This is a genomic window from Sporosarcina luteola, assembly GCF_023715585.1.
Lineage (GTDB): Bacteria > Bacillota > Bacilli > Bacillales_A > Planococcaceae > Sporosarcina > Sporosarcina luteola_D.
The window spans coordinates 381,521-393,941 of record NZ_JAMBOK010000001.1 but is presented as its reverse complement, the minus strand read 5'-3'; the positions used below and the strand labels follow the sequence as shown (position 1 = coordinate 393,941).

9 protein-coding genes are annotated in these 12,421 nt (G+C 46.9%); all 9 read right to left on the bottom strand.

Annotated features, from left to right (window positions below; genetic code table 11):
- Positions 1–7: 7 nt before the first annotated feature.
- On the bottom strand, positions 8–958 hold the full coding sequence (gene miaA, locus M3193_RS02045) for a tRNA (adenosine(37)-N6)-dimethylallyltransferase MiaA (RefSeq protein WP_251624100.1): 951 nt from the start codon (positions 956–958) through the stop codon (positions 8–10).
- The gene (locus tag M3193_RS02040; RefSeq protein ID WP_251624099.1) at positions 955–1,869 is read right to left on the bottom strand and encodes an alpha/beta fold hydrolase; all 915 of its coding nucleotides are present in this window, start codon (positions 1,867–1,869) and stop codon (positions 955–957) included. Before M3193_RS02040 ends, miaA begins: the two co-directional genes overlap by 4 nt.
- Positions 1,866–3,512 (bottom strand): glycerol-3-phosphate dehydrogenase/oxidase, encoded by a 1,647-nt coding sequence (locus M3193_RS02035; protein WP_251624098.1) that lies wholly within the window; start codon positions 3,510–3,512, stop codon positions 1,866–1,868. Before M3193_RS02035 ends, M3193_RS02040 begins: the two co-directional genes overlap by 4 nt.
- 17 nt (positions 3,513–3,529) lie before the next feature.
- Positions 3,530–5,023: a glycerol kinase GlpK gene (gene glpK, locus M3193_RS02030; RefSeq protein ID WP_251624097.1), complete on the bottom strand. Its 1,494-nt coding sequence runs from the start codon at positions 5,021–5,023 to the stop codon at positions 3,530–3,532.
- Between the two features lie 44 nt (positions 5,024–5,067).
- Positions 5,068–6,978 (bottom strand): DNA mismatch repair endonuclease MutL, encoded by a 1,911-nt coding sequence (gene mutL / locus M3193_RS02025; protein WP_353056356.1) that lies wholly within the window; start codon positions 6,976–6,978, stop codon positions 5,068–5,070.
- A 69-nt stretch (positions 6,979–7,047) separates the two neighbouring features.
- Positions 7,048–9,618 carry a DNA mismatch repair protein MutS gene (mutS, locus tag M3193_RS02020; RefSeq protein WP_251624095.1) on the bottom strand — a complete coding sequence of 857 codons (2,571 nt, stop codon included), beginning with the start codon at positions 9,616–9,618 and terminating at the stop codon, positions 7,048–7,050.
- 116 nt (positions 9,619–9,734) lie between these two features.
- Positions 9,735–10,292: an outer spore coat protein CotE gene (gene cotE, locus M3193_RS02015; RefSeq protein WP_251624094.1), complete on the bottom strand. Its 558-nt coding sequence runs from the start codon at positions 10,290–10,292 to the stop codon at positions 9,735–9,737.
- Positions 10,293–10,408: 116 nt separating this feature from the next.
- Positions 10,409–10,843 (bottom strand): RicAFT regulatory complex protein RicA family protein, encoded by a 435-nt coding sequence (locus M3193_RS02010; RefSeq protein ID WP_251624093.1) that lies wholly within the window; start codon positions 10,841–10,843, stop codon positions 10,409–10,411.
- Positions 10,843–12,393 carry a tRNA (N6-isopentenyl adenosine(37)-C2)-methylthiotransferase MiaB gene (gene miaB, locus M3193_RS02005; protein WP_251624092.1) on the bottom strand — a complete coding sequence of 517 codons (1,551 nt, stop codon included), beginning with the start codon at positions 12,391–12,393 and terminating at the stop codon, positions 10,843–10,845. Before miaB ends, M3193_RS02010 begins: the two co-directional genes overlap by 1 nt.
- Positions 12,394–12,421 lie beyond the last annotated feature (28 nt).

Sequence of the window (12,421 nt, the reverse complement as noted above, 5' to 3'; positions counted from 1 at the left end):
TGCCTTCTTACTTATTCGATTCCGCCTCTTCAAAACCCTTCAAAATCGATATAATTTCATCGATAATCTTTTCTTTTTCTGAATGAGCATCGAACCAGCTGATTTCTACTTTGTTCCGAAAATACGTCATTTGGCGTTTCGCATAATGACGAGTGTTTTTCTTTATTAACTCTACTGCCTCATCCAAAGAGATGGCACCTTGGAAATATTGATACAGCTCTTTATATCCGATCGCCTGGACCGACTGGACATTGCGGATGCCTTTCTCCCACAACCCCCTAGCCTCTTCAAGCAATCCAGCTTCCATCATTTGATCGACCCTCACATCAATTCTCCTGTAGAGTATTTCACGTTCCAGTGTGAGGCCAACGATTAAATGATCATATAAAGGCGCCTCACCAGCCCCTTGTTCATGATCATTTTTCGTTTTTCCAGTAACTTGGATGATTTCAAGCGCACGTATCAAACGTCGATGGTTATTCGGATGAATCTTTTCTGCACTAGCCGGATCCATCTCTTGTAGCCGATGATACAGACGTTCCGCGCCGCCTTCTGTTTCAAGTTCTTTTTCCAATTCAGCCCTGACGTTTTCGTCTCCCGCCTCTTCGGTAAATCTGAAATCGAATAGTACCGATTGGATATACAAACCCGTGCCGCCGACAATGATCGGCTGTTTACCTCGACTTCGGATATCTTCAATGCATTTTCTCACGGCATACTGATACTCCGCTACGGAAAACGAATCCGAAGGCTCCTTTATGTCGAAGAGATGGTGAGGTATCCCTTCCTTTTCTTCTTCAGTTATTTTTGCAGTGCCGATAGATAACTCTTTATATACTTGCATCGCGTCCCCATTGATAACTTCTCCATCCAGCCTCTTGGCAAGCTCGATGCTTAAAGAAGTTTTGCCCGATGCAGTTGGTCCTACAATGGCGATGACTCTATCTGATTGACTCATTCTTTTTTTATCCAATCCTTTATGAAATTAAATACTTGTTCCCGATTCACTTCATTCAACATTTCATGGCGACCGCCTTCGTATAGCATGACTGTTATATTCTCAATGCCGGCATCGGTAAATTGCCGTGCAGCCTGCCAGACTCCTTTGCCTTTATTGCCAACAGGATCATCTAATCCTGATAAAAGAAGGATCGGCAAGCCGTTAGGGACTTGTCGTATATCGTCCATCTCATTGATCTTCCCGAGCCCGTCGAAAAGATCGGTGAAAAAACGGGCTGTCGGCACGAAACCGCATTTCGGGTCAATCATGTATTTCTCCACTGCTTTCGTGTCTCTCGAAAGCCAATCAAAAGGTGTTTTGGGTGTCCCTGCTATTTTATTGAACCCGCCGAATACCATCTTGTTCATAAAATAGTCGGGTTCGTCGTAGTTCGTTGACTTGGCTTTCATATGAGCCAGAGCTTGTCCAATGCTTCGTCCCATGCCAGGATCGCCGGCGGTTCCCAAGCAAATAAGCTTATCGAGTTCACTTCCGAATTTTTGAGCATATCTCCTTGCTACAAATGAACCCATGCTATGCCCGACAAGGATCAGACGGGGGAGTTGGTATTTGTCCCTGTAAAAACCGATGATTTCATGAGCGTCTTCAACGATTCGATCAAAGCCGGCAGCATCGCCGAAATCTCCTATTTTCCCATTTAAATTGGCTGTCCGGCCATGACCTCGATGATCATGGCCTGATACAGCAAAACCTTCGCTTGTAAGAAAAGTTATGAATTCTTCATATCGGCCGATATGCTCCGCCATTCCATGAAGCAGATGAATATGGGCGATAGGACGATCTGCAGGTTGCGCATTCACCGTATGGATGGAAAAACCGTCTGACATCGTCAGCACATGTTCATTCACACACGTTCACCGACCTTTCCTTCAGCTGCTTTTATTTGCTGATCCAATTGCGAGAGATAGAACTCTTTCATTTCTTCGGTATAGGACAGGATAGCTCCCATATAGTCCGTTGCCGCCTCTTTATACAATTTTACAAACGGCATGTTGAAATAGAGATCCCCTCTCCTCCTTATAAAGAAGTCAGACGGCGTCATGGCCATTTCATTGTGAATGGAGTAGAGGATTTCCGCTTTCAACAGAGCAGGTAAAGCTGTCTTCTCTGTTGAAACCGCACTCACATAGGCAAAGACCTGATCGACATTCGATCCGTATAATGAGGCAAGCGCTCGTCCTTCTTCCTTCGTAAGTCCGTATAACTCAGCTTCATTCGATTTACTCTCGATGAAGATTGTAAACTGTTCTTCGTTCTCGAAGTCTCCACCCGCCAACGGGAGATACTCCGTTACGCATGGCCCGAACGAAGTTGTCGGCAACCTCTTTACAACATGGTCTACGACGGTTTCAGCCATTTTGCGATAGCCGGTCAATTTCCCGCCAGCAATTGTTATCAATCCCGTTCCTGCTTCCCAAATTTCATCTTTCCGTGAAATTTCGGAAGCGTCCTTCCCTTCTTCGTAAATAAGCGGCCGCACACCTGCCCAAGTCGACTCAACGTCATTGCGGCCAGCTTTTACGGAAGGGAACATATAATGAAGTGCATCAAGAAGATAAGCGATGTCTTCTTCCGTTGCAACCGGATTGGCCCGGTTACCATCGAAGAAGGTATCTGTCGTTCCGATATAGGCTTTATTGCCCCGCGGAATTGCAAAGATCATCCTGCCGTCAGGTGAATCAAAATAGATTGCCTGCTGCAAAGGGAATCTCGACTTATCGATTACAATATGCGTTCCTTTTGTCAATCGAAGCCGTTTGTCATTCGACACCTCGTCCTTTTCCCGCAATTCATCCACCCAAGGGCCTGTCGCATTGACGACGACGGAAGCGCTTATGTCCGTCACTTCTCCTGTGAGCATATCCCGGACAGTTACACCCGACACTTTGTCGTCGTGATACGTAAATTGCTCGACTTTCATGTAATTGAGGCATAGTGCACCTTTTTGTGCAGCTTTCTTTACTACTTCGATTGTCAGCCGTGCGTCATCGGTACGGTATTCCACGTAATGTCCACCGCCAAGCAAACCTTCTTCCCTTACTAATGGCTCCATCGCGAGCGTCTCTTCGGGTGACAGCATTTCACGGCGCTCCTCTTTTTTTACACCCGCCAATTTATCATAGACGAATAGTCCTGCAGAAGTGGTCAGCTTTCCGAATGAGCCGCCTTTGTGGAAAGGTAGAAGCATACGCTCGGGCTCCGTTACATGAAGTGCATTCCGATAGACGATATCCCGTTCCTTTCCGGTTTCGGAAACGATTTTCAACTCCATCTGCTTTAAATACCGCAAGCCTCCATGGATCAGTTTCGTCGATCGGCTGGAAGTGCCCGCCGCAAAATCCTGCATGTCGAGAAGGGCGACGGATAATCCCCTTGTCACTGCGTCAAGAGCAATGCCGGCTCCGGTTATCCCTCCCCCAATGACTAACAGGTCAAACTGATAGTCGCGCATGAACTGTTTCACTTTCGGTCTTGTGATCGATGATAACATCTTTCGCTCTCCTCCAGTCAAAGTTTGAATAGCCGCGCCGCCTCGACAGCCTTCTTCCAACCTCCGTACAAGGCATCCCGATCTTCCACTGCCATCTTCGGAGAATATGTCCGTTCTTTCGCCCATAAAGCTTCCACTGCATCACAAGATTCGAAAAATCCTGTCGCGAGTCCGGCAAGATAAGCCGCCCCGAGTGCCGTCGTCTCCATATACGCCGACTGCTCGACCTCGCTCTGTAGCATATCGCTTTGAAATTGCATGAGGAATGTATTCCCGACAGCCCCACCGTCAACACGCAAAACATCAATGTCGATGCCTGCATCCTTTTCCATCGTCAACAACACATCTTTTGTCTGATAGGCCAGCGCTTCAACAGTTGCACGGATGAAATGCTCTTTTTCGGTCCCTCGAGTCAATCCGAATACCGCCCCTCTAGTATCCGAATCCCAATATGGCGTGCCAAGTCCAACGAATGCAGGCACGACATACACACCATCCGTGGAAGCAATCCGCGTCGAGTACATTTCTGAATCGGAGGCTTTTTGGATCATGCGCATGCCGTCCCTGAGCCATTGGATAGCAGAACCTGCGACGAACACACTGCCTTCAAGTGCGTATGTAATCTTGCCGTCCAGCCCCCAGGCTATCGTGGTCAGCAGACCATTTTCGGAAGCTACAGGCTGTTCTCCGGTATTCAATAACATGAAACAACCTGTACCGTACGTGTTTTTGGCCATTCCAACGTGAAAACAGGCCTGCCCGAATAAAGCACATTGCTGATCTCCTGCGGCACCGGCGATTGGAACAGCAGCACCGAAGAATACGGAAGGGTCTGTATGGGCATAGATTTCCGAAGACATCCTCACTTCAGGCAGCATGCCCATCGGAATATCCAACATCGCGCATAGCTCTTTATCCCACTCGAGCTCGTGAATATTGAATAGCATCGTCCTCGAAGCATTCGAATAATCAGTTACATGTACAGCTCCATCCGACAGCTTCCAAATGAGGAACGAATCGATCGTACCGAAAAGCAGCTCCCCTTTTTCCGCCCGATCACGCACACCTTCCACCTCGTCAAGGATCCATTTCACTTTCGAAGCGGAAAAGTAAGGATCAAGCTGCAAACCCGTCTTTTGACGGATGCTCTCTTCCTTGCCAGCTTCCCTTAACTCATTGATGATCTGCTGGGTCTGTCTTGACTGCCAGACAATTGCATTATAGACGGGTTGTCCAGTAAGCTTGTCCCAAACAACAGTCGTCTCCCGCTGGTTTGTAATGCCGATTCCATCGATGTCCTCAGGTTGAAGTCCGCTTTCCGTCAGTACCGAAGCGATGACAGCTAATACAGAACCCCATATTTCGCTCGCATTATGTTCCACCCAGCCCGGTTTCGGGAATATTTGCCTGAATTCCCGTTGCGCAGTATGGACAATCTCGCCTTTCCGGTTGAATAGGATCGCCCTCGTGCTAGTCGTGCCTTGGTCGATCGTTAATATGAACTCTCCCATTGGTACCCGCTCCCTTGTTCAACTATAGGTTCTCCTATACAGAGTTACATTACCCTCTTAAACATCTTTTCAATTTCATAAGTTGAGAAATGGATAAGGACCGGACGTCCATGCGGGCATGTATATGGATTCTCCGCATGCGACAGATCGTTCAGAAGTCTTTCCATATCTGCAATCGATAAATGATGATTCGCTTTAATGGAACGTTTACAGCTCATCATGATTGCCGTCTCTTCGCGCAGCTTCCCGATATCTGTCCTCCGATTCGTCAACACCTGCTCTATCAATTCTTCGATAAGAGTCGACGCTTCTCCTGCCGGAAACCATGCCGGATATTCTTTTACTGTATATGAGGAGGGTCCGAATTCCTCCAGAAAGACTCCAACTTCATTCAGCGCTTCCAGATTCTCCTCTATTTTCACCATTTCGTCGCCAGAATAATGGAAGATGAGCGGCATTAGCAACATTTGCCTTTCATCCTCTTCCACCTTACTTAATTTCTCCCTGAAGAATTCATATTTGATACGTTCTTGTGCAGCATGCTGATCGATCATGTAAAATCCGTCTTCGTTTTGAGCGACGATGTATGTGCCATGGACTTGACCGACTGGTACGAGCGGCGGGAATCTTCTTTCCTTCTTTTCAGTTGTTGCATCTATTTCAGGAACAGGCTCCTTCTGCTCATTCAGTATTTCCTGCACTTCCATTACCTTTTCGGGCTGATCCTTTTGCACAGGTTCTTGCTTGACAGGTTCGTAAACAGCTTGGAGCGGTTTCTTCTCAAACAGATTCGATTCAATTATCGACTCTTCCTGTTTAACCGGAGACTCTTCTTTATCAACATCAACCTTCTCTTGTCCTGCTTCTCTTTCATTCCAAGTAGCTGCCGGTCGGAAGTCGTTCCAGATTGTCACTTGCTCGGAGGGAATTCTCTTGACCGGTTCCCGCTTCACGGCATCGGGGACGATAATTGACCGTTTAACCGCTTCTCGGACAGCCGATTTGATGAGGTCAAACAGATCGCCCTCTTTGCTCATGCGTATATGCTGTTTGGAAGGATGCACGTTGACATCCGTCAAAAACGGGTCTGTTTCTACGTTGATGACTGCAATTGGGTACCGTCCGATTGGCAAATAGGTATGAAGCCCCTCGATGACCGCCTGGTTTGCAGTATAACTCTTTACCCATCTTCCATTGACGATTAGCGTCATATAGTTTTTGGATGCTCTTGTCATCTCAGGCAGCGTGACGTATCCATCCACTTTGAAATCGGCGCTTTCAGCTGAAAATGACACCATCTTTCGAGCGACAGCCATTCCATAAATATCCGTGAGGACTTTTCGAAGGTCCCCGCTGCCTGACGTATGCAGGACAGTCTGGCTGTGATGGGACAGCTTAAAAGCGATCTGCGGATGGCTGAGCGCCAGTCGGTTGACGAGATCGATCGTATGCCCAAGCTCTGTCTGGATCGTCTTCATGTATTTCAGCCTGGCGGGCGTGTTGTAAAAAAGTTGCGAAACCGTCATATCGGTTCCTTTTCTGAAAGCCGCATTCGATTGCTTGAGAAGAAGTCCGCCTTCAAGCTGTACTTCTGTCCCCTCGGTTTCACCGTCCGACGTAAAGAGGCTGACCTTTGATACGGAAGCGATACTGGCGAGTGCCTCCCCCCTGAATCCGAGGGTCCTGATCCGGAACAAATCATGTTCAGTAGAAATTTTACTCGTTGCGTGACGCTCAAAAGCAAGGACAGCATCGTGACGTGACATCCCTTTTCCATTGTCGGTCACGCGGATGGAAGTGAGCCCCGCCTCCTCAAGTGCAATCTCAATCGAAGTACTGCCTGCGTCTATCGAGTTCTCCACCAATTCCTTTACAATCGAAGCAGGCCGCTCGACGACTTCCCCTGCTGCGATTTTGTTGGACAATGAATCGTCCATGACTGAAATGATATCCACACTGGCTCCCTCCTTTTTTGTCTTTTGGTCGTAGTAATGAATTTCAATAGGCAGCGGTGACACAATTTGTCAGTCCGCTTTAGTAGATGCACTCAATTGTTTCTGCCAATCAAGGATCAAGTTCATCGCCTGCATCGGCGTCATGTTCAATAAGTCCGCCTGTTTCATCTGCTCTAGAACATCGATATCCAATTCAGATATCGAATCAGCTTCTTCCTGCAAGTCGAAGAACGTCAATTGTTCGGATCCAGAAGTCGCGGCACCGGGCTGTTCTGCGCTTTCAAAAGCATCAAGCAGTTCTTTCGCACGAACGACAATTGTCTCCGGAAGGCCTGCCAGTTGAGCAACGTGAATGCCGTAGCTCTTATCCGCCGGTCCTGCCATCACTTTGTGGAGGAAGACGACTCTTCCTTCCTGCTCCATAGCGGCGACATGGACATTGGTGAGCCTTTCCAACTTCATGTCAAGCTGCGTGAGCTCATGATAATGTGTTGAAAACAATGTGTTTGCACCAATTTCATCATGAATGAATTCCATCATCGCCTGTGCAAGCGACATTCCGTCATACGTAGATGTTCCTCTGCCGATTTCATCGAAAAGAAGCAAGCTGTTGCCGGTAGCATTTGCAATTGCATATTTAGACTCCATCATTTCCATCATGAATGTACTTTGGCCTGATGCAAGATCATCCGCCGCGCCTATTCTCGTGAAAATCTGATCCGTCACGGGAAGAGTTGCGGATTCGCACGGTACATAGCAGCCAATTTGAGCCATGATTACCGTCAATGCGACTTGCCGCATGAATGTACTTTTACCGGACATGTTCGGGCCGGTAATGAGCAGCATGTTTGACTCTTCGGTCAATGTGCAGCTGTTCGGAACATATAATGAATGATCCATCATCTTTTCTACGACCGGATGTCTTCCGTTTTTTATTTCCAATGCCCGTCCGTCATGGAACTGCGGTTTGACGAACCGTTGCTTTTCGGACACCTCAGCGAATGAAAGCAGGACGTCCAACTCAGATAGGACACTTGCCAATTGCTGGACTCTGCGGATATGGTCTTTCATTTCATCACGCACAGCACAGAAAAGGCTGTATTCCAGCTCCTGACCTTCAGCCTCAGCGTTAAGGATCAAATCTTCCTTTTCTTTTAACTCGGACGTAATGTAGCGCTCCGCATTGGCAAGGGTCTGCTTACGTTCATAGCGGGTTAAATCTGCCAGATGGATATTGGATTTCGTAATTTCAATGAAATAGCCGAAAATGCGGTTGTAGCCGATTTTCAGGTTTTTAATACCTGTACGTTCCCGTTCATCACGTTCGAGCCCCGCCAGCCATTCCTTGCCGTTTCTCGAAGCATCTCTATACTGATCGAGCTTTTCGTGATAGCCGTCTTTGATGATGCCGCCTTCTTTTACAGAAATAGGCGGATTTTCCGCTATCGACTTCTCCAACAGTCCAAGTGCTTCCGAACACGGGTCAATCTGCTCGGAAAAACGTTGCAGACGCTCGTGGCCGGATTGCTCCAGCGCATTTTTCAAATGAGGCACACATCGCAGGGAATTACGCAGCTGTGCTAGATCCCTTCCGCTGGCACTGCCCATGGAGATTCTGCCCGACAAACGTTCAAGGTCATATACTTCTTTCAACGATGTTTTCAAATCGTCACGAAGAAAGTAATCCTCAATCAAGTCCGACACGATTGTCAGTCTGTCCTCAATAGCAGTTCTGTCCGCAAGAGGCTGATGAATCCAAATTCTCAGTTTCCTGGCACCCATCGCTGTTGAAGTCTCATCGAGAAGCCAGAAAAGAGTTCCTTCCTTGCTTCCGCTCCGGATCGATTGGACTAGCTCAAGATTGCGCATCGAATTGGCATCGATGGAAAGTTTGGATGATTTCTGTATGTATTCAAAAGGACGCAAATGCTCCAAGGAGGACTTTTGAGTACGTTTTAAATAGGAAACCAGAATATCGCACGCTTCACTTACTTCATGCGGAATTTGCGTTTGGACGCTTATCGAGCTGTCTTCCCCATCTCCATTTTCCATCGAGAGGACAATATCCCTTTTGGACATCCATTCATTCAAGGAAATATGCAATCGCTCTCGGACAACGATCTCCTTCATTCCGAGCGATTCGATTTCCCCAATCAGTGTCCGCTCATCCCCCGTTACAATTTCCACATTCCCTTCACCCGTTGCAAGATCGACATAAGCTAGTGCATAACGCCTTTCATCAAGCTGGTCGGCAGCCCCGATAAAATGATTGGCATTGGCATCCAAGGATTTCCCTTCAGTGATCGTACCCGGCGTGACCACTTTCACGACTTCCCGTTTCACAATCCCTTTCGCCGCCCTCGGATCCTCCGTCTGTTCACAGATCGCCACTTTATGGCCTTTTGAAACCAATGTCTCAATATAGCCTTCAGCTGAGTGGTAAGGCACCCCGCACATCGGGATTTTGTCCGCGCTTCCGCCATCCCTGCTCGTCAATGTGATTTCCAGGATATTGGATGCTTCTATTGCGTCGTTGAAAAACAGTTCATAGAAGTCTCCTAAACGGAAAAAGAGGAACGCATCCTCATGTTCCGCTTTCACTTGTAAGTATTGTTGAATCATTGGTGTGTATGTAGTCATTCCAGAACCTCGCTAATCTTGCATTTTCTTATATTATATCAAAACATGCTGCTTCAAAGTAACAAAGCGAAAAAGCCGGAGTTATCACAAAAAAAAAGCCGGATGCTCCTTCCGGCTTAAAACGGGCGTGAATCTTTTCCTCTGTCCTCATGGCGCTTCTCTTCGTCTGCTTTGTGGTGGTCATGTTCATGGCCGTGGCCGTGATGAGAAGAAGATTCATCCTTGAATGACCATTCCTCTTCAAATTGATGCGGATGGACAGTGATGCACACTTTAGTTTCACCAACGACTTCCGCTACCAATTCCCTCTCCACTTTAATGATGAATTTTTCACCGCACTCGGAGATAAGCGCCTCTGTGCAATTAGGATGTTGGACAACATTGACGATGATTTCTTCCTGTCCGGATACCGGTTCATCCCGATAATGGAGCCTAATCTTATCCTTATACGGCACCGATTCCGAAAAGACGGATGTTTTTGAGTGGTCATGGTGCGAATACCAGACATTCACATCAAATTTACCTGTCACTTCGATGTATCGTCCCACTTTTTTCGCATGATGCGTGTGGTTGATTACCCAACAGCCCAATATGCTTGATGGATTATTCGGCGGCTTCAGAGAGACATTCGATTCCGTCCGCAGCTTCCCTTTTGCAATGACTGCCTTCGTCACAATTTGCCGTAAATTCTTCAGTATGCTTCCTCCTTCGTTAACGTCTATTTATCCTATGCACCAGAAGCCCAGAAAGTGAAAAAAACCGACGAGGAAATTATCCTCATCGGTTTTCATTATTGTAACGGCTTATGCTGCGTACTTCTGACGTATGATCCTGTTTCGCCGCGACGTACATCTCCGCCCGTGGATTCAATGATTTCATCCGTCACACTATTGGCGATCGTGTTCGACACCAACTGGAGAAGTTGGTTCACGTCAAGTTGAGATTGCTTGAATTCCTGAACAATCGGAACATCGTCGATTTCCGCTTGAATCGTTTCGATTTTCCCTTCAATAATTGATAGTGCCCTCTCCTTTTCATACATTTGGAAGTTAACCGCTTGTGTTTGCAATGATTTCAAGCTCGCAATTTTTTCACGGATTTTTTGGTTTTCATTAATTTGTGCTTCTGCACGTTTGAAAAATTCGACTTGCTCTGTATTTGCGATCATATGCGCAATTTCCCGTGCCTTTTTAATTATCTCTTCTTTTGTATAAAGTTTTTCCATTATGACATCACCTTTTCCTCTTTTACGACACCAATGAATTCGCCGTCTAGCGACCATGTTTTGGCCTCGATTATTTTCACATTGACAATTTCTCCGATCACCGAACGCGGCGCTTTGAAATTGACAAGTTTATTCTTCTCTGTATAACCGGCAAGCACATCGGGGTTCCTTTTACTTTCTCCCTCGACAAGTACCTTGACTGTTTTACCTTGGTAAGGTTTCATCGCTTCCGCCGACATCTCGTTGACGAGTTTGTTCAGGCGTTGCAGACGTTCCTTTTTCACTTCCATCGGTATATTGTCCACCATCTTGGCAGCAGGCGTTCCTTCACGCGGAGAATAAATATACGTATACGCCATTTCGAACCCTACTTCTTTGTACAGAGAAAGCGTTTCTTCAAACTGTTCGTCTGTCTCGTTCGGAAAGCCGACAATGATATCCGTTGTCAAAGTGACATTCGGAATAGCTGCCTTAATTTTAGCGACAAGTTCCAAAAACTGTTCCCTGGAATACTTTCGTGCCATAATTTTCAAAATATCGCTTGAACCCGACTGAACAGGCAAGTGGATGTGATCCAGCAGGTTACCGCCTTTCGCAAGCACTTCGATGAGATGGTCGTCGAAATCCCTCGGGTGGCTCGTTGTAAAGCGGATACGCGGTATATCGATCTGGCGAAGGTCATCCATCAAATCACCTAGGCGGTAATCAATATCATCGAAATCTTTGCCATACGCATTGACGTTTTGCCCAAGGAGCATGATCTCCTTATATCCATGAGCAGCTAGCTGCCTAACTTCCTGGATGATATCCTGCGGACGTCTGCTGCGCTCTTTCCCGCGTGTGTACGGCACTATGCAATAGGTGCAGAACTTATCACAGCCGTACATGATGTTGACCCACGCTTTTATATTGCCATGGCGCACTTTTGGAAGGTTTTCAATGATGTCTCCTTCCTTCGACCATACTTCGATGACCATTTCCTTCGACATATATGCTTCGTGAAGGATATTCGGCAATCTATGGATATTGTGCGTTCCGAAAATCATATCGACTTGATCGTATGTTTGCAGGATTTTATTGACGACCGACTCTTCCTGTGACATGCAGCCGCAGACGCCGATAAGCAAATCCGGCTTTTCAAGCTTCAACGGCTTCAGATGCCCCAGTTCGCCGAACACCTTGTTTTCTGCATTTTCACGGATTGCACATGTGTTCAATAGAATGACATCCGCATCGTTCACCGTGTCCGTTGCTTCGTAACCCAATCCCGTGAAGATGCCTGCCATCACCTCGGTATCGTGTTCGTTCATTTGACAACCGTATGTACGGATATAAAACTTGCGTCCAGCACCCATGCCAAGAAAGCGCTCATCAATTTGGAAATCGTCGTGGTAGGAGATTTCTTCTTTCCCACGCTTTTTAGCATCCTTTAAGGATGGAGGTGTATAGACAGTTTCAAAATATTTACTGTAGTCCTTTTCCTGTTCAGATGCAGTTTTCACTGTACCCGGTTTGACAAGCCCGGTTTCCAGGCGTTGTTCTTCATTCATGCAAAAAACTTCCCCTTTCTTCAAACTT

What these genes read in the sequence shown, in the direction of transcription:
- miaA (WP_251624100.1), bottom strand. Translation starts at nt 958, where the DNA reads ATGAGTCAATCAGATAGAGTCATCGCCATTGTAGGACCAACTGCATCG.
- M3193_RS02035 (WP_251624098.1), bottom strand. Translation starts at nt 3,512, where the DNA reads ATGTTATCATCGATCACAAGACCGAAAGTGAAACAGTTCATGCGCGAC.
- glpK (WP_251624097.1), bottom strand. Translation starts at nt 5,023, where the DNA reads ATGGGAGAGTTCATATTAACGATCGACCAAGGCACGACTAGCACGAGG.
- mutS (WP_251624095.1), bottom strand. Translation starts at nt 9,618, where the DNA reads ATGACTACATACACACCAATGATTCAACAATACTTACAAGTGAAAGCG.
- M3193_RS02010 (WP_251624093.1), bottom strand. Translation starts at nt 10,843, where the DNA reads ATGGAAAAACTTTATACAAAAGAAGAGATAATTAAAAAGGCACGGGAA.
- miaB (WP_251624092.1), bottom strand. Translation starts at nt 12,393, where the DNA reads ATGAATGAAGAACAACGCCTGGAAACCGGGCTTGTCAAACCGGGTACA.